General features: G+C 63.3%; 18 protein-coding genes and 2 pseudogenes. 15 read left to right on the top strand and 5 right to left on the bottom strand.

Annotation, left to right across the window (positions count from 1 at the left end; genetic code table 11):
* Positions 1–26 precede the first annotated feature (26 nt).
* Both CK228_RS03155 and CK228_RS03150 read left to right on the top strand, forming a co-directional pair.
* A complete protein-coding gene (locus CK228_RS03155; protein WP_095786839.1) occupies positions 27–1799 on the top strand; it encodes an AMP-binding protein in 1773 nt (590 codons plus the stop codon).
* 69 nt (positions 1800–1868) lie between these two features.
* Entirely contained in the window at positions 1869–2972 is a 1104-nt protein-coding gene (locus CK228_RS03150; protein ID WP_095786838.1) for a calcium:proton antiporter, read from the top strand.
* Positions 2973–3106: 134 nt separating this feature from the next.
* On the opposite strand, the gene CK228_RS03145 is transcribed toward CK228_RS03150, so the two are convergent.
* Entirely contained in the window at positions 3107–4015 is a 909-nt protein-coding gene (locus tag CK228_RS03145) for a LysR family transcriptional regulator (protein ID WP_095786837.1), read from the bottom strand.
* 32 nt (positions 4016–4047) lie between these two features.
* Here CK228_RS03145 and CK228_RS03140 point away from each other — a divergent pair, with 32 nt between their 5' ends.
* Together CK228_RS03140 and CK228_RS03135 are read left to right on the top strand one after the other, a co-directional pair.
* Positions 4048–4923, top strand: coding sequence for a methyltransferase domain-containing protein (locus tag CK228_RS03140; protein WP_245437954.1), 876 nt, complete (start codon positions 4048–4050; stop codon positions 4921–4923).
* A 12-nt stretch (positions 4924–4935) separates the two neighbouring features.
* Positions 4936–5460: a hypothetical protein gene (locus CK228_RS03135; RefSeq protein ID WP_095786835.1), complete on the top strand. Its 525-nt coding sequence runs from the start codon at positions 4936–4938 to the stop codon at positions 5458–5460.
* A gap of 52 nt (positions 5461–5512) precedes the next feature.
* Here the strand turns inward: CK228_RS03135 and CK228_RS03130 are convergent, their stop codons facing one another.
* Positions 5513–6187, bottom strand: coding sequence for a TetR/AcrR family transcriptional regulator (locus tag CK228_RS03130; RefSeq protein WP_095786834.1), 675 nt, complete (start codon positions 6185–6187; stop codon positions 5513–5515).
* Between the two features lie 103 nt (positions 6188–6290).
* On the bottom strand, positions 6291–7235 hold the full coding sequence (locus tag CK228_RS03125) for a nucleoside hydrolase (protein WP_095771329.1): 945 nt from the start codon (positions 7233–7235) through the stop codon (positions 6291–6293).
* Between the two features lie 103 nt (positions 7236–7338).
* Here CK228_RS03125 and CK228_RS03120 point away from each other — a divergent pair, with 103 nt between their 5' ends.
* The 4 genes from CK228_RS03120 to CK228_RS03105 are packed head-to-tail and all read left to right on the top strand — an operon-like array spanning position 7339 to position 11043.
* The gene (locus CK228_RS03120) at positions 7339–8352 is read left to right on the top strand and encodes a 2OG-Fe(II) oxygenase family protein (protein WP_095786833.1); all 1014 of its coding nucleotides are present in this window, start codon (positions 7339–7341) and stop codon (positions 8350–8352) included.
* Positions 8353–8383: 31 nt separating this feature from the next.
* Positions 8384–9241, top strand: coding sequence for an ABC transporter substrate-binding protein (locus tag CK228_RS03115; protein ID WP_095786832.1), 858 nt, complete (start codon positions 8384–8386; stop codon positions 9239–9241).
* 57 nt (positions 9242–9298) lie between these two features.
* Positions 9299–10240 (top strand): amino acid ABC transporter permease, encoded by a 942-nt coding sequence (locus tag CK228_RS03110; RefSeq protein WP_095786831.1) that lies wholly within the window; start codon positions 9299–9301, stop codon positions 10238–10240.
* The gene (locus tag CK228_RS03105) at positions 10237–11043 is read left to right on the top strand and encodes an amino acid ABC transporter ATP-binding protein (RefSeq protein ID WP_095786830.1); all 807 of its coding nucleotides are present in this window, start codon (positions 10237–10239) and stop codon (positions 11041–11043) included. Before CK228_RS03110 ends, CK228_RS03105 begins: the two co-directional genes overlap by 4 nt.
* Positions 11044–11061: 18 nt before the next feature.
* Here the strand turns inward: CK228_RS03105 and CK228_RS03100 are convergent, their stop codons facing one another.
* A complete protein-coding gene (locus CK228_RS03100; protein WP_019860002.1) occupies positions 11062–11970 on the bottom strand; it encodes a hydrogen peroxide-inducible genes activator in 909 nt (302 codons plus the stop codon).
* Positions 11971–12119: 149 nt separating this feature from the next.
* On the opposite strand from CK228_RS03100, the gene katG reads away from it, so the two are divergent.
* The gene (gene katG, locus CK228_RS03095) at positions 12120–14318 is read left to right on the top strand and encodes a catalase/peroxidase HPI (RefSeq protein WP_095786829.1); all 2199 of its coding nucleotides are present in this window, start codon (positions 12120–12122) and stop codon (positions 14316–14318) included.
* 70 nt (positions 14319–14388) lie between these two features.
* On the opposite strand, the gene CK228_RS03090 is transcribed toward katG, so the two are convergent.
* Positions 14389–15066, bottom strand: a complete 678-nt coding sequence (locus CK228_RS03090) for an MIP family channel protein (protein WP_010914441.1) — start codon at positions 15064–15066, stop codon at positions 14389–14391.
* A 302-nt stretch (positions 15067–15368) separates the two neighbouring features.
* Between CK228_RS03090 and CK228_RS03085 the strand changes: the two genes are divergently transcribed.
* The 6 genes and pseudogenes from CK228_RS03085 to CK228_RS03060 all read left to right on the top strand — a co-directional run bounded on the left by CK228_RS03085 (position 15369) and on the right by CK228_RS03060 (position 21147).
* Complete coding sequence (locus CK228_RS03085) at positions 15369–16658, top strand: RsmB/NOP family class I SAM-dependent RNA methyltransferase (protein ID WP_095786828.1); 1290 nt, start codon at positions 15369–15371, stop codon at positions 16656–16658.
* Between the two features lie 128 nt (positions 16659–16786).
* Positions 16787–17245, top strand: coding sequence for a PaaI family thioesterase (locus CK228_RS03080; protein ID WP_023686843.1), 459 nt, complete (start codon positions 16787–16789; stop codon positions 17243–17245).
* The gene (locus CK228_RS03075; RefSeq protein ID WP_095786827.1) at positions 17245–17910 is read left to right on the top strand and encodes a 5'-methylthioadenosine/S-adenosylhomocysteine nucleosidase; all 666 of its coding nucleotides are present in this window, start codon (positions 17245–17247) and stop codon (positions 17908–17910) included. Before CK228_RS03080 ends, CK228_RS03075 begins: the two co-directional genes overlap by 1 nt.
* A gap of 55 nt (positions 17911–17965) precedes the next feature.
* Complete coding sequence (gene guaA / locus CK228_RS03070; RefSeq protein ID WP_010914447.1) at positions 17966–19528, top strand: glutamine-hydrolyzing GMP synthase; 1563 nt, start codon at positions 17966–17968, stop codon at positions 19526–19528.
* Positions 19529–20173: 645 nt separating this feature from the next.
* Positions 20174–20347, top strand: a pseudogene (locus CK228_RS03065) (SDR family oxidoreductase); the annotation flags it as partial.
* Positions 20348–20417: 70 nt separating this feature from the next.
* A pseudogene (locus tag CK228_RS03060) lies at positions 20418–21147 on the top strand (SDR family oxidoreductase).
* Positions 21148–21164 lie beyond the last annotated feature (17 nt).

The raw sequence follows: 21164 nt of genomic DNA, 5'->3' as shown, positions 1-21164 counted from the left end.
CGGCGCGGCCTGGGGAGGAAACAGCGATGCCGGTCAATCTCGACGAGCTGAAGAACGCCACCAATCTGCGCGGCCGCGCTGGGCGCGCCGGCAGCGTCTTTATCGCACCCATCGACGGCAGGGCGCACGTCTCGGGCGAGCGCAAGGTGCCGCTGCTCGATAAGACCATTCCCGCCCTTTTCTCCGACACGGCCAGCAAATACGCCACGCAAGATGCCGCCGTCTTCGTCGGCCAAGACAAGCGCTTCACCTGGAGCGAACTATCCGACACGGTGGATGCGCTGGCTGCCGGCTTCCTGGCACTGGGTCTCGAAAAGGGCGAACGCGTCGGCATCTGGTCGCCCAACCGCTGGGAATGGCTGGTGACGCAGTTCGCCACCGCCCGCATCGGCCTGGTCCTGGTCAACATCAACCCGGCCTACCGGCTGACCGAGCTGGAATATGCGCTGAACAAGGTCGGCTGCAAGGCTTTGGTCACGGCCGCCAGTTTCAAGACCTCGGACTATCTCGGCATGATCGAGACGCTGGCGCCGGAGATCGCGAAGGCCACGCCGGGCAAGCTGAAGGCGCAAAAATTGCCTGATCTGAAGATCGTCATCCGCATGGGCGAGGACAATTCGCCGGGCATGTTCAATTTCGCCGACGTGCTGGCCATGGCCGGCCGCGACGAGCATGACAGCCTCGACCGCATTTCCGAGGGGCTGAAGCCGAACGACGCCATCAATATCCAGTTCACCTCGGGCACGACGGGCGCGCCCAAGGGCGCGACGCTGACGCACCACAACATTGTCAACAACGGCAATTTCGTCACCGCCGCGATCAAGCTCACCGTCGACGACCGGCTCTGCATCCCGGTGCCGCTCTATCATTGCTTCGGCATGTCGATGGGCACGATGGGCTGCGTCACCAAGGGCGCGACCATGGTGTTTCCGGGCGAGGGCTTCGACCCGGGCGCCACGCTGAAGGCGGTGGCGCAGGAACGCTGCACCGGCCTCTATGGCGTGCCGACCATGTTCGTCGGCATGCTCGACCATGCGGATTTCGCGACCTTCGATCTCTCCAGCCTGCGCACAGGCATCATGGCCGGTTCGCCATGCCCGATCGAGGTGATGAAGAAGGTGGTGTCGCTGATGCATATGTCCGAGGTGACCATCGCCTACGGCATGACCGAGACCAGCCCGGTCTCGTTCCAGAGCGGCGTCGACGACCCTCTGGAAAAGCGCGTTTCCACCGTCGGGCGCATCCACCCTCATGTCGAGGTCAAGGCCATCGACGCCGACGGCGCCACCGTCGCGGTCGGCGCGCCGGGCGAGCTCTGCACACGTGGCTATTCCGTGATGAAGGGCTATTGGGACGACGCCGAAAAGACCCACGAGGCGATCGACGCCGATGGCTGGATGCACACCGGCGACCTCGCCACCATCGACGCGGAGGGCTATTGCAATATTGTCGGCCGGGTCAAGGACATGGTCATCCGCGGCGGCGAGAACGTCTATCCCAGAGAGGTCGAGGAATTCCTCTACCGCCATCCCATGGTCAGGGAGGTGCAGGTCTTCGGCATTCCCGACCAGAAATATGGCGAAGAGCTGTGCGCATGGATCGTGCTCAAGCCCGGCCAGATCGCCACCGAGCAGGAGATCAAAACCTTCTGTGCCGGCCAGATCGCGCACTACAAGATCCCGCGCCACATCCGCTTCCGCACCGAATTGCCAATGACGGTGACCGGCAAGCCGCAGAAGTTCCTGATGCGTGAGGCGATGGTCGAGGAACTGGGACTGGTGGCGCAGAAGACGGCGTGAACGGGTGAATGCTTCGATCTGTCGGTGCGCGAATGCAGCCACGGTTCGCAGAAGCACGCAGGGGCTTGGATGAGCGGTTTCGGACGATCGATGACTTCCTATGCGATGCCGCTGGCCGCCTTGGTGATGGCTGTCGCGGTCAGAGCGAGCGGGCTGTCGGTGGACCAAGGTTCGCTGAACGCCAGGATCCTTGTCGGTGCGCTGTCGAGTGCGATCATGTTCGTCACCATTTTCGTGGTGCTCGACCACGCCGAGGCGGTGGCTCGGCGGGTAGGGGAACCGTACGGCACGCTGGTGCTGACCTTTGCCGTCACGGCAATCGAAGTATCGATCATCGTTTCCATGATGCTGCATGGTGAGAACAACCCGACGCTGGCACGGGAGTCCGTCTTCTCGACGGTGATGATCACATCCACCGGCGTTGTCGGTATGTGTCTCGCGCTTGGCGGCTGGCGTCATCGCAAGCAGGCCATCTTGCGGCAAGGGACCAGTGCCTATCTGGCGGTTCTGATCGCGCTGACCGTCATGACGCTTATTCTGCCGACCTACACCCGGGCCACGGATCCCGGCACGTTTTCGGCAGCCCAACTTGGTTTCGTCAGCGTCCTTTCAGTGCTGCTCTATGCAAGCTTCGTGTTCGCGCAGACCGTCCGGCACCGGGAAGACTTTATCCAGGGACAACCACACGACGTTTCGGTGCGCGCTGCCCCTCACGAGAACATCTCTGCCAGCGCTCTGCTGCTGATGGCCGGGCTGATCGGAATTGTCATGCTCGCCGAGCAGGTCGCGGCAAGCGTCGAAGATACGCTCGTTGCCTATCAGGTGAGTCAGGCTGACAGCATTGTGGGGGCAATGATCGCGGGGCTGGTGCTGATGCCGGAGGCCATTTCGGCGGTGCGCGCTTCACTCAACAACGAGCTGCAGCGCGGTTTGAATGTCGCGATGGGTTCGGCTTGCGCCACGATCGGCCTGACCATACCGGGAGTCGCAGCCGCCAGCCTGCTGACGGGGAGAGGACTGACCCTGGGGCTGCCGGCTGCTGATGCGGTCCTTTTGGTCTTGGCGCTTTTCATATGCAATGTAAGTTTCAGCACTGAAAGAACGACGTTCTTGACCGGTATGGTCCATCTTGTAGTATTTTTTACTTATGTATTTTTGATATTTGTACCATGAAATATTTTGTGCAGGTGAACGGGATGAGGCATTCGCTGATCAGGAAACCGTTGCCGACCGGGTTATCGAGAGAGCAGTCATCCGCTTCAACACCAAATTGCCGATGACGCCAGGGGGCGGCACTCTTGATTGCCTCAGATCGCGGATTTGAGGTGATCGATGAAGGCGCGCAGCTTCGGCAGGATCTGGCGCTTGCCGGGGTGATAGAGGAAGACGCCAGGCGTCATCGCCGCGACGGTGTCCAGCACGGGCTCGAGTTTTCCCTGGGCAATCGGACCTTCGGCGACGGGTCGCGGCGTCTGCGCCAGACCGATCCCTCGCATGGCGGCCCCGAGCAATGTCGGATAGTCGTGGGCGATCAGCGGACCTGAGACCATCGCCTCGATCGCTTCGTTGCCGTCGGCGAACGTCCACGGCGCGATGGCGCCGTTGGAACGGCGCAGGCGCAGGCAGGCATGCCGGCGCAAATCGTCGATACGCTCAGGGCGGCCATGGCGATCGAGATAGTCGGGACTGCCGACGACCACGAACGAGAAGGACGGCGTCAGCCGCACCGCCACCATATCGGTGGCAATGAACTGCCCGAGGCGGATGCCGGCATCGAACCCGCCTGTCGCCAGATCGACCATCTCGTCGCTCGCGGCGATCTCCAGTTCGACTTCGGGATAGGCCTGGCAGAACGACGCGATCACCGGCTCCAGGATCAACGGCACGACGGCGCGCGGCACCGACAGGCGCAGCAGGCCGGTCGGCCGCTGGCCGACGTCACGCGCGGCCTCGCCCGCGGCGACGATCTCCTCGAAGCCGGGGCCGGCACGGTCGAGGAAGCGCTGACCGGCCTCGGTCAGGCCGACGCTGCGTGTCGTGCGGACAAACAGCGCCGCGCCGATGCGGGCTTCCAGCGCGCGCACCGCCTGGCTTACGGCCGACGGCGTCACGCTGAGCTCGGCGGCGGCGCGGCGGAAGTTGCGGTGTCTGGCGACAGCCAGGAACACCTCGACGCCCTCCAGCGCCCCGGCTCGGATTGTGTAGCTCTGCTTCATGGGTTGTAGTGATTACAGCGGATAGTCGAACGATGGAAGCGGGTTTAGGTAAGAGCTTGAGACAGGAGCATCTTGCCATGACCGATGAACTTGATGGAGTGCGCGACCATTATCGCGCGACCGGCCTGACTGAACGGTTGAGGACGGTACTGGCTGACTTCGGCCCGGAGCATCAGCTTCTCACGCCGCAGCAACTGGGCACCCTCGACCAATTTCACACCCGTGGGCTTGCGGCCACCGCCGAGCTCGCCCAATTGGCTGACATCACCGCCGGCATGTCGGTTCTGGACGTCGGCTCGGGCGTCGGCGGGCCGGCGCGCTTCCTGGCTGCGACTTATGGCTGCCAGGTTACCGGCGTGGACCTCAGCGAGCCTTTCGTGGATGCCGCGCGCTACCTGACCGAGCGCACCGGGCAGGGCGAGCGTCTGTCGTTCCAGACCGCCAACGCCCTGGAGCTTCCGTTCGATGATGGCCGTTTCGACATCGTGCTGCTGCAGCATGTGGCGATGAACATCTTCGACCGGGGGCGGCTCTATCGCGAGATTCGCCGCGTGCTGAAATCAGGCGGCAGGTTTGCCACCTTCGACGTCGTGTTGGGCGGCGGCCAGCCGCACTATCCGCTTCCCTGGGCGCGAACACCGGCGACGAGTTTCCTCATGACAATCGATACGACGCGTGAGGCGATCGAGCCGGCCGGCTTCCGCATGCTGGCATGGCAAGACGACACCGAGGCCGCCAAGGCCTGGTTCGCACAGTTGCGGGCGTCGGGTCCGCCGCCTTCGCCAAATCTCGGCGTGGTGATGGGGCCGGACTTCGCCGAGCTTGCAGCCAATTTGGGACGAAATCTCATGCAAGGCCGGCTCGGCATCCTGACCGCGGTGTTCGAGGCCGCGCCGGCCAACAGCTGACGGGAGACCACAATGTCGACGGAAATCCTTTTCCAGATCCAGCTCGTTCTCGGCTATGTCGCATGGCTGCTGTGCTTCGGTGCCTACATCTGGCCCCGGTTGAGCTCGATGGACGGGGTCGCGGCGCAACGCGCCATTGCCACCCTGCACAGTTTCCGTTTCTTCGGGCTCGTCTTCATCCTTCCGGGCGTCGTCAGCCCCGACCTGCCCGCCAGCTTCGCCACCGTTGCCGCCTATGGCGACTTCGCAACCGGGGTGTCGGCCATGCTGGCATTGTTTGCCGTAAGGATACGCCCGCTTTTCTGGCTATTCGTCGTTGCCTTCAATGGCGTCGGGACCATCGACCTCATCGTCGATTATTATCAAGCCATCCAGGCCGATCTTCCTGCCCATGCGGGATTGCTGGGTGCGACCTATGTGATCCCGGTCATCTACGTGCCGCTGCTGATGATCACGCACGTCGCCGCGTTCTATTTTCTGCTACGTCCCCATCAGAACGCGACTCGCGCCATTACCAACGAGGCGGCTGCTTCGTAGATATTCGGAGGTCCGCTGGACGCGCCGCAGCCCATTATCGCTGGCACGCCCTTTAGCGCCGTCCGCTCTGGATCACCGACGGCCGCGGCGCCGAGCCTGGCTCCTGCACCAGCGGTCCGAGCAGCACCTCTCCGAACAGCGGCTGGTAGCTCCTGCGCACCGCCGGGTCCTCCTTGAAGGACAGCGCGTACTGGCCGATCTGGTGGAAGTAGGTGATGCGCGCCCGGACCAGGCTTTCGTCCTCGGGATAGCCCATGGCGCGGAAGGAGCGGATCAACAGCGCGATGCGCAGATCGTCCATGTCCTTGACCTCCCGCGCCAGCTTCTTCGACGTTCGCGACCAGTCGCGGACCGCCAGGTCAAGCAGCGGGCTGAACGGCGCTTCATCGACCCAGACATGCACGATGTCGGTGAAGAACTGCAGGCCGTCTATGTCGTGCATGTCGCGCATGGCCCGGAACGGCGCGCAATTGGTGTTTCGCCATTCCTGCAGCAGGCCGTCGCGAAGATCGGCAAGGCTGGCGAAGTGGAAGTAGAAACTGCCGCGCGTCACCTTGAACTGGCGCGCCAGGCGATCGATCTTGACCTCGCCGATGCCGCGCTTTTCCAGCACCTTGCGCGCGGCCGTGATCCAGGCCTCGCGGCTGAGCGTCTGCCGCGCCGCTTTCGCAGGCGAGGCGGCCTTGGACGGTCTCTTGCTTCTGGCCGGGGCGCTTTCGGCTTTCATCTGATCAAGACCTTCATCGCCATGCGCGACGCCTGCAAACCGTTCGTCGGCTTCGATGCGCTTCGCGACTCATCAAGTGTCCATCTATCGCGGACGGCGCAACTCAGGGCAATGCGCTGATTCGCTCCAGCATCAACTCGAAGAACGGCGCCGGGTCGATGCGTCGCAGGACATTGCAGTTCTTGCGCCGGCCGGTGACATGCCACCAGTCGACCACGGTCATGCCGATCGTCTCCGGCGAGACGATGTCGACCGTCACCGCGCATTGGCGCTGCTCATAGATTTGCGGCGCCAGCAGATAGCCGGTGACGCAGGCATCATGGATGGGGCGCGCCGGCGTTTCGAATTTGTGCGTGCCGTACTGGCGGTAGAAGTCGGCCAGATTGGCGGCCTCGACCGCCGCGCGGCTGCCGGTTGCCCGCAGTCGGTCGAGCCATTCCGGCGTCATCAGCGCGGTGTAGGTGCAGTCTATGCCAGCCATGGTCACCGGCACGCCGCTGTCGAATACCTTATGCGCGGCATGCGGATCGACGAAGATGTTGAATTCCGCCGCCGGCGTGGCGTTGCCGCCCTGGAAGAAGCCGCCGCCCATCAGCACGACTTCGCGCAGCCGGGGCACGATCCTCGGCTCCATGGTCATGGCCATTGCGAGATTGGTCATTGGCCCCAGCGTGCAGACGGTCAACTCACCCTCCGGCGCGTCCATGATGGTGCGCACGAGATAATTCACCGCGTGTTCGCTCTGCAGAGGCGTCACCGGTTCGGGAAGATCGGCGCCGTCGAGGCCGGTTTCGCCGTGAACATATTCGGCAGTGATCAGCTTGCGCACCATCGGCGCCGGGCATCCGGCATGCACCGGCACATCGGCCCGCCCGGCAAGCTCCACCACCTTGAGCGCATTCTTCGACGTCAGGGCAAGCGGCACGTTGCCGCCGACCGTGGTGATGCCGACCACGTCGAGTTCGGCCGGCGACCCCAGCGCGAAGAGGATGGCGAAGGCGTCGTCCTGGCCCGGATCGGTGTCGATGATGATCTTGCGTGGTGCCATGTTTGAGCGCTCTTCCTTTTGCGATCGAAAGCCTATTGATGAGGCCGTTCGGATGTGTAGAAATACAGTACTGTATCTTATGTTCAAGACAGGGTGTTCGAAAATGGATGCACAAGAGCGCGGCGATTTTTCCGAAATTCCGATCCTCGACGTCTCGGCGCTCTATGGCGACGATGAGGGCGCCATCCGGGCAACGGCGGCGACGCTGCGCCGCTATCTCGAGACGATCGGCTTCCTCTATGTCACCGGGCATCCCATTCCGCGCGCCGATGTCGAAGCCGTGCGCGAAGCCAGCAAAAGCTTCTTTGCCTTGCCCGAAGAGGAAAAGGCGAAGCTGAAAATCGACAGGAATTTCCGCGGCTATCTGCCCTTTGCCGGCTCGACCATCGTGACCTCGTCGGTGGCAACTGTCAGCAAGCCCAACCAGAGCGAATCGATCTTCTTCATGCACGAGGTCGGCGCCGACGATCCAAGGGCCCTGGCCGAAAAGCCGCTCCAGGGCCCCAACCAATGGCCCGACGAAACGGCACTTGCCGGTTTCAGGGGGACGATAGAGCGTTATGTCGACGAGATGGGGACGCTCGCGCGCAAGATGGTTCGCGCCATCGCGCTCTCGCTCGGACTGCCCTCCGACAGCCTCGACCGCTATTTCGAGCAGCCGACGACCTTCCTGCGGCTGCTGCACTATCCGACGCAGCCCCACGAAGAAGGCCTCTTCGGCTCGGCGCCGCACACCGACTACGGCTTCATCACCTTGCTGGCGCAGGACAATGTCGGGGGCCTCGAGGTCAAGAACAAGGCCGGCGACTGGGTTCCGGCACCTCCCGTTCCAGATTCCTTCGTGATGAATGTCGGCGACATACTGGCGCGCTGGTCGAACGACCAGTTCGTCTCGACGCCGCACCGGGTCATCAACCGGTCGGGGCGCGAGCGCTATTCGCAGCCCTTTTTCTTCGATCCGTCCATGGACGAGACGATCGAGGCGCTGTCGGTCTGCGTGCCGGCCGGTACGCAGCCGAAATACGGCCCGGTGCTCTACGGCGACTATCTGATGGAGCGCATCGACAAGAACTACCACTATCGCAAGAAGAAGGCGGCGGAAGCCGCCGGCGCATAACGGCAAACAAGCAAAAGAAAGGGGAACAGCAATGAATGCATATCTGCGAATGACCGGCCTTGCGCTGGCGATATCCACCATGGCCTGGGGCGAGGTTTCCCAGGCCGCCGAGGTTGCGAAATCCACCGACGTCAAGCAGAGCGGAACGCTCGCCGTCGCCAACACGCTGGACTATGCGCCGTTCGAATATCTCGATGCCGACGGCAAGCAGACCGGCATCATCATCGAACTGGCCGGCGAGGTGGCCAAGCTCGTCGACGCCAAGCTCGACGTGCAGCGCACGCCCTTTCCCTCGATGATCCCTGGCCTTGCGGCCGGCCGCTTCAAGATCGCCTGGGAGACGTTCTCGGCGACGCCCGAGCGGCTGAAGCAGGTCGATTTCGTCATGTTCCTCAAGGCCGGGCTCGCGGTCTCGACATCGCCCGACAAGAAGGCGAGCTTCAGCGGCGACACCCCGCTCTGCGGCAAGCGCATCGGCGTCTCGGCCGGCAGCGCCTCGGACTTCCTTGTCGACAAGCTGAGCAAGGAGTGTACCGACAAGGGCCAGGCGGCCATCGCGAAGTCGGTCTTCAACTCCTCGACCGATATCGTCCAGGCCGTGCTGTCGGATCGCGTCGACGCCCGCATGGACGATGCCACCGCTTCGAGCTATTTCGAGGTGACGAGCAAGGGCCAGCTGCTGGTGCTGCCGACGCTTTACGAGGTCGCGCCGCTCGGCATGGCGATTGCCAAGGACGACAAGGAGACCGCCGACATGATGGTGGGCGCGCTTGCCGAACTGTTCAAGAACGGCACCTACAAGGCTATCCTCGACAGATACGGCATGGGCGCCTACGCGATCAAGGAACCCTATTTCGTCGGCACCATGGACGCGCTTCGCGCCGAATAGGAATTGCCCGGCGCCTGATCCTAAGTCAGGCGCCGGCCAGCAACCAGGAGACCATTGATGGGCGTGGCCCACCCGACCGAGATTGGCGTCGAGCCCGGCATTGCCGCCGCCGTGTCACGATTGACCGTCGTGCCGCAGCGCCGCTACGGCATCTGGATCGGCACCGTGTTCGCCTTGCTGCTAGCCTTCCTGATCGTCCGCGCTTTTGCCAGCAACCCAGCCTTCGCCTGGGGCACGGCCGCCGGCTACCTGTTCCATCCCTCGATCATGCGCGGCCTTGGCAACACGCTGGTGCTCACCGTCATCATCATGGCGCTGGCGATCGTGGTCGGCACCGTCATCGCCATCATGCGGGTGTCGCCAAGTCCGGTGCTGCGCGCCTTCGCGGGGGTCTATGTCTGGTTCTTCCGGGGTGTCCCGGCGCTGATCCAGCTGATCTTCTGGTTCAACCTGTCGCTGCTGGTGCGCGAAATCTCGCTCACTCTGCCCTTTCTGGGCACGCCGTTTTCCGTGCGCACCAATGATTTCATGACCCCGTTCTTCTCCGCGGTCGTCGCGCTTTCGCTGTGCGAGGCCGGCTACATGGCCGAAATCATCCGCGCCGGCATAAAGTCCGTGCCGTCGGGCCAGGCGGAAGCGGCGAGTGCGCTCGGCATGCCCTACCGCATGATCCTGAAGCGCATCACCCTGCCGCAAGCCATGCGCTTCGTGCTGCCGCCGACCGGCAACGAGGCGATCAACCTCCTGAAGATGACGTCGCTGGTGACCTTCATTGCGGTCGACGACCTGTTCTACACCGCGCAAAGCATCTATGCCCGCACCTTCGAGACCATCCCGCTCTTGATCGTGGTCGCCTTCTGGTACCTCGCCGTGGTCAGCATCCTGTCGGTTGGGCAGCATTTCCTGGAGCGCCATTTCGGCCGTAGCGACACGCGCCGTGAACCTCTGACGATGCGCGCCTTGCGCAACGTGATCAGCCTGCGCGGCATTGCCCGATGAGCGATGTGAAGTCCGATAATCGCGCCCGCTTCGGCGTGCCGGCCGATTCCATGGTGTTCGCGCGCGGCGTGCGCAAAACCTATGGCTCGCTCGAGGTCCTCAAGGGTGTCGACTTCGACGTGCCCGAGGGCTCGGTGGCCTGCATCATCGGCCCGTCGGGATCCGGGAAGAGCACGTTCCTGCGTTGCATCAACCATCTGGAAAAACTGAGCGGCGGCATCCTGTTGGTGGACAGCCAGTTCGTCGGCTACGACCTCCAGGGCGACAGGCTCTACGAGGTCAAGGACGATCTCCTGTGCCAACGCCGGGCTGAGATCGGCATGCTGTTCCAGTCGTTCAATCTGTTCTCGCACATGACGGTGATGGAGAACCTGATCGAAGCGCCGACGCAGGTGCGGCGCGTCCCGGTCGACCAGGCCAAGGCCGAAGCGGAAGTCCTGCTAAGGCGCGTCGGCGTTGCCGACAAGGTCGACCGCTATCCGCGCGAACTGTCCGGCGGCCAGCAGCAGCGTGTGGCGATCGCGCGCGCCATGGCGATGAAGCCGAAGGTGCTGCTGTTCGACGAGCCGACATCGGCACTCGACCCGGAACTGGTCGGCGAGGTGCTGCAGGTGATGCGCGATCTGGCCGAGAGCGGCATGACGATGGTCGTCGTCACTCACGAGATCGGCTTTGCCCGCGAGATCGGCGATCAGCTCGTCTTCATGGATGGCGGTGTGATCGTCGAACGCGGTGCGCCGCGCGAGATGATCGCCGACCCGAAATCGCCGCGCACCCGCGAGTTTCTGTCCCGCGTTCTCTGACGTCCGGTTGATCATTTCTCACGCGGCCAACACCGCCGCGCCGAGGCTGCGGATGATCTTGGCCAGTTCGACGCATTCGCCATGCCTTGCATTGTTCCGCCGCCAGGCAAGGCAAATCATGCGCTGCGGCATCGGTTCCTGGAACGGCACGATCTTGAGGTCGGGGATGGTGCCGGCTGGGCCGGTCGCCATTTCGGGGATCAGCGTGACGCCGAGCCCGTGCGCCACCATCTGCAACAGCGTGGTCAGGCTGGTGGCGCCGTAGCTGGCCATCGCCACCGGCCGCACATTGCCGCAGACCGCCAGCGCCTGTTCGCGCAGGCAATGGCCCTCTTCCAGCAGCATCAGCCTTTCCAGCGCCGGGCTTTCGGGCGGAACCGGCGGCGAGGCGAAGGCCGGGTCGCCCGCCGGGACGGCAAGGAAGAACCGGTCGGAAAACAGCGCCTCGGTGATCAGGCCCGGATGATCGAGTGGAAGCGCCGCGATGAAGGCGTCGAGCTTGCGCGATGCGATGTCGTCGACCAGCGTGGCGGTGACCGCCTCGCGCAATTCGAGCAGCAGGGCCGGAAAATGCTTTTTCAGTTCGGGCAAAGCGCGCGGAAGGAGATAGGGCGCGACCGTCGGGATGATGCCCAGCCGGAAGCGTCCCTCCATGGCGGTGCGGCCGCGCCTTGCCGTCGTCTCGACGTCGCGTATGTCGGCCAGGATGCGTTCGATGCGCGGCAAAAGCGCGATCGCTTCGTCGGTCATGCGCACCGACTTGCCGCCGCGTTCGAACAGCCGGCAGTTCAGCCTCTGTTCCATCTCCGCGATCTGCGAGGACAGCGCCGGCTGGCTGACGCCGGCCAGTTTTGCCGCGCGTCCGAAATGTAGCGTCTGCGCCAGCGCGTCGAAATAATGCATCTGGCGAACTGTCAATCCGATCATAAGAAAATCCTATCGAAAGGAACAGGAAAGGCAATTTGTTTTTATCGCCAATGCGGCCTAGTCTGGAATCATTCCAAGATGGTGCGGCCGACGAGCCGCCCCCAAAATCCTGGCAAAGATCAAAACTCGGCAAAAATCGGAGACTGAAGATGGACGCGAACACCGATGACAAAAGCGCGGGCAAATGCCCGGTTGCGCACGGAGCCGTTGGCAGGACCAACCGTGACTGGTGGCCGAACCAGCTGAACGTCCAGATCCTGCATCAGCAGTCGTCGCTGTCCGACCCGATGGGTGAGGCGTTCGACTACGCCGAGGAATTCAAAAGCCTCGACCTCGACGCCGTCATCAAGGATCTGCATGCACTGATGACGGATTCGCAGGAATGGTGGCCGGCCGATTTCGGCCACTATGGGCCGCTGTTCATCCGCATGGCGTGGCACAGCGCCGGCACCTACCGCATCGCCGATGGCCGCGGCGGCGCCGGGGCCGGACAGCAGCGTTTCGCGCCGCTCAACAGCTGGCCTGACAACGTCAACCTCGACAAGGCCCGCCGGCTCTTGTGGCCGATCAAGCAGAAATATGGCCGCAAGATTTCCTGGGCCGATCTGCTGATCCTCACCGGCAACGTCGCGCTGGAATCGATGGGTTTCAAGACATTCGGTTTCGCCGGTGGCCGCGCCGATGTCTGGGAGCCAGAGCAGGACGTCTACTGGGGCCCCGAAGGCAAGTGGCTGGCCGACGAGCGCTACAGCGGCGACCGCGATCTGCAGAACCCGCTCGGCGCCGTGCAGATGGGGCTGATCTACGTGAATCCGGAAGGGCCGAACGGCAATCCGGATCCGCTGGCCGCGGCACGCGACATCAGGGACACCTTTGCGCGCATGGCGATGAACGATGAGGAAACCGTGGCCCTCATCGCCGGCGGCCATACGTTCGGCAAGACCCACGGTGCGGGCGATGCGAGCCTGGTGGGTGTCGAGCCGGAAGGTGCTGATATCGAGCAGCAGGGCCTCGGCTGGGCGAGCAAATTCGGCACCGGCAAGGGCGGTGACTCCATCGGCAGTGGTCTGGAAGTCATCTGGACGACGACGCCGACCAAATGGAGCAGCAACTTCTTCGACAATCTGTTCGGCTTCGACTGGGAGCTGACCAAAAGCCCGGCGGGCGCGCATCAGTGGACGCCGAAGGGCGGTGCCGGCGCCGGCACGGTGCCGGACGCGCACAATTCGGCCAAGCGCCACGCACCCTCCATGCTGACCACCGACCTCGCGTTGCGTTTCGATCCCTCCTACGCAACGATCTCGAAGCGCTTCCACGAGAATCCGGATCAGTTCGCCGACGCCTTCGCCCGCGCCTGGTACAAGCTCACCCACCGCGATATGGGCCCGGTCGCCCGTTATCTCGGCCCGTTGGTTCCGAAGGAAGAGCTGCCCTGGCAGGACATCATCCCGGCGGTCGATCATGTGCTGATCGACGAGCAGGATGCCGAAGCGCTCAAGGCGAAGATCCTGGCTTCGGGCCTGTCGGTGTCGCAGCTGGTCTCGACGGCGTGGGCGTCGGCCTCGACCTTCCGTGGTTCCGACAAGCGCGGCGGCGCCAATGGCGCGCGCATTCGGCTCAGCCCCCAGAAGGACTGGGCCGTCAACCAGCCAGCCGAACTCGCCAAGGTGCTCGACAAGCTCCAGACGATCGCCAAGGACTTCAACGCCGCGCAGACCGGCAGCAAGAAAGTCTCGCTTGCCGACCTGATCGTTCTCGGCGGCAACGCAGCGATCGAGAAGGCCGCGAAGGCCGCCGGCCACAGCGTCGACGTTCCCTTCTGGCCCAGCCGCATGGACGCCTCGCAGGAGCAGACCGACATCCACTCCTTCGCGCCGCTGGAGCCGATTGTCGACGGCTTCCGCAACTATGTAAGCGGCAAGCAGCGGCTGACCGTCGAGGAAGCGCTGGTCGACCGGGCGCAACTGCTGACGCTGACCGCGCCAGAAATGACGGTCCTCGTCGGCGGCCTGCGTGTTCTCGGCGCCAATGCCGGGCAGTCGAAGCACGGCGTGTTCACCAAACAGCCGGAAACGCTGAGCAACGACTTCTTCGTCAACCTGCTCGACATGGGCACGGAGTGGAAGGCGACATCGGATGCCAAGGACGTGTTCGAAGGCCGCGACCGCAAAACCGGTGAAGTGAAGTGGACTGGCACTCGTGCCGACCTGATCTTCGGCTCGCACTCGCAGCTGCGCGCGCTCGCCGAAGTCTATGCGACGGCGGACGCCAAGGCGAAGTTCGCGAAGGACTTCGTCGTGGCCTGGACCAAGGTGATGAACGCCGACCGCTTCGACATCGCCGGCTGATCCAGACAAGCTCTATCCAACAAAAAAGGCGCGGGCCGTGGCCCGCGCCTTTTGCATCCGGCTTTCGGGATCAATCCTTCTCGAAGATGCGTGCCTTGGCGACGACACCGGCGATGGCGCCGCCGATCAGCGGGGCGACGATGAACAGCCAGAGCTGGCTGAGCGCCGCACCGCCGGTGAACAGCGCCGGGCCGATGGAGCGGGCCGGATTGACCGAGGTGCCGGTGACCGGGATCATGGCGAAGTGAATGCCCGCCAGCGTCAGGCCGATGACCAGACCGGCAAAAGCCGTCGAGTGCTTTTCAGCGGTAACGCCGAGGATCACCGTGACGAAGGTGAAGGTGCCGATCAGCTCCCACAGGAACGCCGAGCTCATGCCCCATTTCGTCTCGTCCCAGCCATTGGCGCCGAAGCCGCCTGTGTGGCCGCCGGCCTGGCCGGAAACGATGATCCACAGTGCCAGCGAAGCCAGGATGGCGCCGATGATCTGCGCGATCCAGTAGGGGATGACGTCCTTGGCCGGCAGCCGGCCGGCGAGGAAGACGCCGAGCGTCACTGCCGGATTGAGATGCGCGCCCGAAATCGGGCCGATCGCATAGGCCGCGGCGATGAGACCGATGCCGAATGCCAGACCGATGCCTTCCTGGCCGAGCGGCAGCGCGCCGCCGAAGCCGCCCGTCACCACCGACGCCGTGCCGATGAACACCAACAGAAATGTGCCTAGAACTTCCGCCAGATAAGTTTTCATTGCCCTCTCCTCGTAGCGATCCGCCGGTTCGCGTTTTCCGCGCCGCGAATCATGGTGTGAAGAGTATTCCCAACGGAAAAACTTGGAAAGCAGAGCAGTTGCGCCACCTGCCGTGCTTGCAGTCGCCAGTTGCGAACATTAGAGATCTTGCATCTATTGATCGATCTGCTGTTGCCGGCCCGCAATATTTATCGATCGGACAGATTTCAGGCGGCCTCTTCGTCGCGTGGCGGAGCGGGGTTCAATCCGAACGCGAAAGGCTCTAAGAGCAGGCGATAAATCTCGATTTGATGGAATGATCAATGCGACTGGGCGGACGGCTGGCTGCGGCCATCGAAGTGCTGGAGGACATTGGCCGGCGTCACCGGCCGGTGGCTGATGCGCTGAAGGATTGGGGCCTGTCACACCGCTTCGCCGGTGGCGGTGATCGCGCGGCGATCGGCAACATCGTCTACGACGCGCTACGCCACAAACGTTCCGCCGGCTGGCTGCTCGGCGAAGACACGCCGCGCGCAGTCGGCTTCGGCGCGTTGCTGCTCGAATGGGGCCAGACGGCGCAGTCGCTCAACGACGCGCTCGACGGCGACAAGTTCGCGCCGCCGCTGCTCAGTGCCACCGAGCTGCAGACGATTGCCGGTCGCCGGCTTGCCGACGCGCCGCCCGCGGTGCGTGCCGACATACCAGATTGGTGTGAACCGCTTTTCGAACGGGCTTTTGGCGAGGCATGGGTCGGGGAGGGCGCGGCGCTGGCGACCCGCCCGCCGCTCGACATAAGGGTCAACACGCTGCAGGCCGATCGCGCCAGGGTGCTCAAGGAACTGGCCGATACAGGGGCGCAGGCCGCGCGGATCGCACCGCTCGGCATCCGCATTCCGCCCATCGACGGCGACGGCAGGCACCCGAACGTGCAGGCCGAGCCCGCCTTCCAGAAAGGCTGGTTCGAGGTCCAGGACGAGGGCTCGCAAATAGCGGCAACACTTGCCGGCGCCGAGGCCGGCATGCAGGTGCTCGACTTCTGTGCCGGCGCCGGCGGCAAGACATTGGCGCTGTCGGCTGCGATGGACAATCGCGGCCAGATCTTTGCCCATGATGCCGAAAAAGCGCGCCTTGCGCCAATCTTCGACCGCATCCGCCGCTCGGAAAACCGCAACGTGCAGGTCGTCACCAAGCCGGCCGAACTCGCTCCGCTCTCCAACCACATGGACATCGTGCTGGTCGACGCGCCTTGCACCGGCAGCGGCACCTGGCGGCGCCGTCCCGATGCCAAATGGCGCCTGACGCAAAGGCAGCTCGATGCCCGCAAGGGCGAGCAGTCGGCGATCCTCGATGCCGCACGAGCCTATGTCAAACCCGGCGGCCTGCTGGTCTACATCACCTGCTCGGTATTCTCCGAGGAGAATGGCGAGCAGATCGCCGCGTTCCGCGAGCGCAACAGCCGTTTTGTTCCGATTGACCACCGCGCACTTTGGGAGAGCCATTTCCCCGGCCACGAGGCGGCCGCGCGGATCGGTTCCGCCGGCGAGATCTCACTGTCGCCGTTGCTGAGCGGCACGGACGGGTTTTATTTCTGCGCGCTGCGCCGGACCAACTGAGCCAGCCGGATCCCCGGCCACTCAACCCATGACGGCCGACGGGACGAATTGTTGCAGTGCAGCAATTGAGATTGCCTGCTGCCCATCCCTCTGCAATAAGCTTTGCCAGACAAACGAAGGCAATTGCGATGGCAGCAAAGATCGTACCGGCCCCGGACTATGAGGATCGCGTCAGGGCGTCCTTCGCGCGCCAGCAGGCGATGGCGACGATCGGCGCCGAACTGACGCTGGTGACGCCCGGCATCATCGAGATCGAGATGCCCTATTCGGCGGCGCTCACCCAGCAGCATGGTTTCCTGCATGCCGGGGTGATTTCGACGGCGCTGGACTCGGCCTGCGGCTATGCTGCCTTCTCGCTGATGCCGGAAAACTCCGGCGTGCTGACCATAGAGTTCAAGGTCAATCTTCTGGCGCCGGGCAGGGGCGAACGCTTCCTGTTCCGCGGCTCGGTAACCAAACCCGGCCGCACCATCATCGTCGCCGACGGCCAGGCCTATGCTTTCGCCGCCGACGGCGAGGCCAAGCTGATCGCCACCATGACCGGAACGATGATGACGGTGGTTGGGCGTGATGGGATAGCGGGGTGATGGTCAACGCTACGCGAATTGGCGGCAAGGACGTTCTCTTCGTCATGGCGGCGCAAGCCGAATATGGTCCGCATCTGCAAAAACTGTTCACACCGCTGATGACGGGCGTCGGTCCGGTCGAGGCAGCCGTCAGGCTGGGCGCGGAACTGTCCTGGCTGAAGTCGCAGAAGGCTTTGCCGGACCTTGTCGTCTCGCTCGGCTCAGCCGGCAGCCGGACGCTGGAGCAGACGGAAATCTATCAGGCCGTCTCCGTCAGCTATCGCGACATCGACGCCTCGCCCTTGGGCTTCGAAAAGGGCGCGACCCCTTTTCTCGATCTGCCGGTCACCGTGCCGCTGCCGTTTCGTATTCCTGAAATCAGGCAAGCCACACTGTCGACCGGCGGCGCCATCATCACCGGCGCTGCCTATGATGCAATCGCGGCCGACATGGTCGACATGGAGACCTTCGCCTGCCTGCGCGCCTGCCAGCTCTTCGATGTGCCCCTGATCGGCCTGCGCGGTATTTCCGACGGCGCTGCCGATCTCAGGCATGTCGGCGACTGGACCGAATATCTCCACGTCATCGACGAAAGGCTGGCCGACGCCGTCATGCGCCTCGAACAGGCGATCGGCTCGGGTCTGCTGCGAACCGCTCCATCCAACGACCAGGCCAGACCTGTCTGAAAGTCAGGCTACGCAACCCATTGCGTCGACTCATTTCTTTCTCTAAACGCTCGCCATGAAAACAGCCAATCATCCCGACACCGTCCTGATTGTCGATTTCGGCAGCCAGTTTACGCAGCTCATTGCCCGCCGCATCCGTGAGGCCGGCGTGTTTTCCGAGATCGTGCCGTTCCAATCGGCCGAAGCCGCGTTCAAGCGCATCAATCCCAAAGCCGTCATCCTGTCGGGCGGCCCGGCTTCGACGTCGGATATCGGCAGCCCGCGCGCGCCGCAGATCGTCTTCGATGCCGGGGTGCCGGTGCTCGGCATCTGCTACGGCCAGATGGCCATGTGCGTGCAGATGGGCGGTGTCGCCGAAAGCTCCAACCATCGCGAGTTCGGACGCGCTTTCGTCGAGATCGAGAAGGACAGCCCGCTGTTCGAGGGGCTGTGGGCGACCGGCCAGCGCCACCAGGTGTGGATGAGCCATGGCGATCGCGTGATCGCCTTGCCGCCGGGTTTTCAGGTGTTCGGCAAGTCGGAAAGCTCGCCTTTCGCCATTTTCGGCAATGTCGAGCGCAAGATGTACGGCATCATGTTCCACCCCGAGGTGGTGCACACGCCCGATGGCGCCAGGCTGCTCCGTAATTTCGTCCACAACATCGCCGGCATCGAGGGCGACTGGACGATGCGCGCCTACCGCGAACACGCGGTCGAGGCGATCCGCAAGCAGGTCGGCAAGGGCAAGGTCATCTGCGCGCTGTCGGGCGGTGTGGATTCCTCCGTCGCGGCGCTGCTGATCCACGAGGCGGTCGGCGACCAGCTCACCTGCATCCTCGTCGACCATGGCCTGATGCGCAAGGATGAGGCGGCGGGCGTGGTGGCGATGTTCCGTCAGCATTACAATCTGCCGCTGATCCTGGTCGATGCCTCGGAAAAATTCATCTCGGCGCTGGAAGGCGAGGTTGACCCCGAGAAGAAGCGCAAGACCATCGGCCGGCTGTTCATCGAGGTGTTCGAGGAAGAGGCCAAAAAGCTCGGCGGCGCCGACTTCCTGGCACAGGGCACACTTTATCCCGACGTCATCGAAAGCGTCTCCTTCACCGGCGGCCCGTCGGTGACCATCAAGTCGCACCACAATGTCGGCGGCCTGCCCGAGCGCATGAACATGCAACTGGTCGAGCCGCTGCGCGAACTGTTCAAGGACGAGGTGCGGGCGCTGGGCAAGGAGCTCGGCCTGCCCGAAAGCTTCATCGGCCGCCACCCGTTCCCCGGTCCTGGCCTTGCCATCCGCTGCCCGGGCGGCATCACCCGCGAGAAACTGGAAATCCTGCGCGAGGCCGACGCCATCTATCTCGACGAGATCCGAAAGGCCGGGCTCTACGACGCCATCTGGCAGGCCTTCGCCGTGCTCTTGCCGGTGCAGACCGTCGGTGTGATGGGCGATGGCCGCACCTACGAGTTCGTCTGCGCGCTGCGCGCCGTCACCTCGGTCGACGGAATGACGGCGGATTTCTACCACTACGACATGGCCTTCCTGGGCGCCGCCGCCACGCGCATCATCAACGAGGTCCGCGGCATCAACCGCGTTGTCTACGACGTGACGTCGAAGCCGCCTGGCACGATCGAGTGGGAATAGGAAAAGACCTGCGAAATTCGGCGAAACGGCGTGAAAAAGGATAGTGTTATCTGCGGTCTTGTTGACTATCGGTCCTGCATCATCAACTGAAGCCATCGCTCTCTTAAGTCACTGATTTTTATGCCTCTGTGCCAACCATGGCTGTGTTGTCAGTCAGCGCTGCGGTTGGAATCCGACGGTACTATTGACGGTACTTTTCGCGCTGAGACACGCCCATAAGAAAGTACCGTCACTCGCACTACAGTTGCCGCGGTACTTATTTGATATCTAACGCTTTGAAATAGAAATAGAAAACGGCCCCAAAGTATCGTGTCGATGACCGTACTTTTAGTCCTCGGCTGGCATCGCCGGATTGGACGGCTGGGACGGTCAGGGCAGCGCCTCATTTATGAACCTGGCCTCCTCGGCGAGACCGCTGTTTGAAACCTGATGGCTCGAGGCTCAACCTTGGCCAGGACACCGGCTGCCTTTAGCTGCTCTGCCGCTCGCACATTCTCGCCTGAAGGCATATCGGATCGGCGTCATCGTGTGAATCAGGTGCAAACGGGGTGCCGGTTGCGGGAGCTAACGGTAAAGCCGATGCCAGGCGTCCCGAGAAAGCGACCATTGCCCCAACAACGTCCTGAATTTCGAGAAAGGCATGGGCTGGCGAGGGAGGCGTAGAGCGACCCCGAGAAGGCCGGACCGGCGCGCATGCCGTTGGGGCGCTTCATCGAGACCGAGGAGGTCGCGGAGGTTGTGCTCTTCCTGCTCTCCGAGCGTACCGCCATGGTGAACGGCATCTCGATACCGGTCGATACGGGCTTCGGGATCAATTAGGTGCCGGCGTAATCCTAAGGGATGAGAGATTCATGCTAAGGTTCCAGCGTTTCAGATAGGACGAGATTTCATGGCGAGAGAGTTGGAAGGCAAGATTGCCGCGGTCCCGGGGGGCTGCCTCGGGTATCGGGCTGGCGAGCACCGAAGCAATGTTGGGTGAGGGCGCGCGCGTCGTGATGATCGATCGCAATAAGGTAGCCCTCGAGGCTTACCAGGCCAAACACGGGGAGGCGGTCATCCCGCTTGTCATCGACCTCCTCGACCCGAAGGACTGTGCGACGCTGATGCCACGCGTTCTGGAAACCGCAGGTCAACTCGACATCTTTCATGCCAATGCGGGGACCTATGTGGGTGGTGACCTGGTCGACTCCGACACAGGTGCCATCGATCGTACGCTGAACCTGAACGTTAATGTCGTGATGAAGAACGTGCACGACGTGCTGCCTCACATGATCCACCGTAGAACGGGCGACGTCATCGTTACGAGTTCTTTGGCAGCCCACTTCCCGACGCCATGGGAGCCGGTCTATGCATCGTCCAAGTGGGCGATCAACTGCTTTGTGCAGACGGTTCGACGTCAGGTGTTCAAGCACGGTATTCGGGTCGGCTCGATCTCTCCTGGACCTGTGATCAGCGCACTGCTAGCGGACTGGCCACCAGAGAAGCTGAAGGAAGCCAGGGAGTCGGGCAGCCTGCTGGTAGCAGGCGAAGTGGCGAATGTGATCACCTTCATGCTGACGCGACCGCGCGGCATGACGATCCGCGACGTGGTGATGATGCCGACCAACTTCGATCTCTGAAGGCCTGGGTATTCGCC

It is taken from the genome of Mesorhizobium sp. WSM4312 (genome assembly GCF_002294875.1).
Classification (GTDB): Bacteria; Pseudomonadota; Alphaproteobacteria; order Rhizobiales; family Rhizobiaceae; genus Mesorhizobium.
The sequence above is the reverse complement of the archived record's forward strand: the minus strand, read 5'-3'. Positions and strand labels throughout refer to the sequence as shown.

What these genes read in the sequence shown, in the direction of transcription:
- CK228_RS03155 (WP_095786839.1), top strand. Translation starts at nt 27, where the DNA reads ATGCCGGTCAATCTCGACGAGCTGAAGAACGCCACCAATCTGCGCGGC.
- CK228_RS03150 (WP_095786838.1), top strand. Translation starts at nt 1,869, where the DNA reads ATGAGCGGTTTCGGACGATCGATGACTTCCTATGCGATGCCGCTGGCC.
- CK228_RS03145 (WP_095786837.1), bottom strand. Translation starts at nt 4,015, where the DNA reads ATGAAGCAGAGCTACACAATCCGAGCCGGGGCGCTGGAGGGCGTCGAG.
- CK228_RS03140 (WP_245437954.1), top strand. Translation starts at nt 4,048, where the DNA reads ATGGAAGCGGGTTTAGGTAAGAGCTTGAGACAGGAGCATCTTGCCATG.
- CK228_RS03135 (WP_095786835.1), top strand. Translation starts at nt 4,936, where the DNA reads ATGTCGACGGAAATCCTTTTCCAGATCCAGCTCGTTCTCGGCTATGTC.
- CK228_RS03130 (WP_095786834.1), bottom strand. Translation starts at nt 6,187, where the DNA reads ATGAAAGCCGAAAGCGCCCCGGCCAGAAGCAAGAGACCGTCCAAGGCC.
- CK228_RS03125 (WP_095771329.1), bottom strand. Translation starts at nt 7,235, where the DNA reads ATGGCACCACGCAAGATCATCATCGACACCGATCCGGGCCAGGACGAC.
- CK228_RS03120 (WP_095786833.1), top strand. Translation starts at nt 7,339, where the DNA reads ATGGATGCACAAGAGCGCGGCGATTTTTCCGAAATTCCGATCCTCGAC.
- CK228_RS03115 (WP_095786832.1), top strand. Translation starts at nt 8,384, where the DNA reads ATGAATGCATATCTGCGAATGACCGGCCTTGCGCTGGCGATATCCACC.
- CK228_RS03110 (WP_095786831.1), top strand. Translation starts at nt 9,299, where the DNA reads ATGGGCGTGGCCCACCCGACCGAGATTGGCGTCGAGCCCGGCATTGCC.
- CK228_RS03105 (WP_095786830.1), top strand. Translation starts at nt 10,237, where the DNA reads ATGAGCGATGTGAAGTCCGATAATCGCGCCCGCTTCGGCGTGCCGGCC.
- CK228_RS03100 (WP_019860002.1), bottom strand. Translation starts at nt 11,970, where the DNA reads ATGATCGGATTGACAGTTCGCCAGATGCATTATTTCGACGCGCTGGCG.
- katG (WP_095786829.1), top strand. Translation starts at nt 12,120, where the DNA reads ATGGACGCGAACACCGATGACAAAAGCGCGGGCAAATGCCCGGTTGCG.
- CK228_RS03090 (WP_010914441.1), bottom strand. Translation starts at nt 15,066, where the DNA reads ATGAAAACTTATCTGGCGGAAGTTCTAGGCACATTTCTGTTGGTGTTC.
- CK228_RS03085 (WP_095786828.1), top strand. Translation starts at nt 15,369, where the DNA reads ATGCGACTGGGCGGACGGCTGGCTGCGGCCATCGAAGTGCTGGAGGAC.
- CK228_RS03080 (WP_023686843.1), top strand. Translation starts at nt 16,787, where the DNA reads ATGGCAGCAAAGATCGTACCGGCCCCGGACTATGAGGATCGCGTCAGG.
- CK228_RS03075 (WP_095786827.1), top strand. Translation starts at nt 17,245, where the DNA reads ATGGTCAACGCTACGCGAATTGGCGGCAAGGACGTTCTCTTCGTCATG.
- guaA (WP_010914447.1), top strand. Translation starts at nt 17,966, where the DNA reads ATGAAAACAGCCAATCATCCCGACACCGTCCTGATTGTCGATTTCGGC.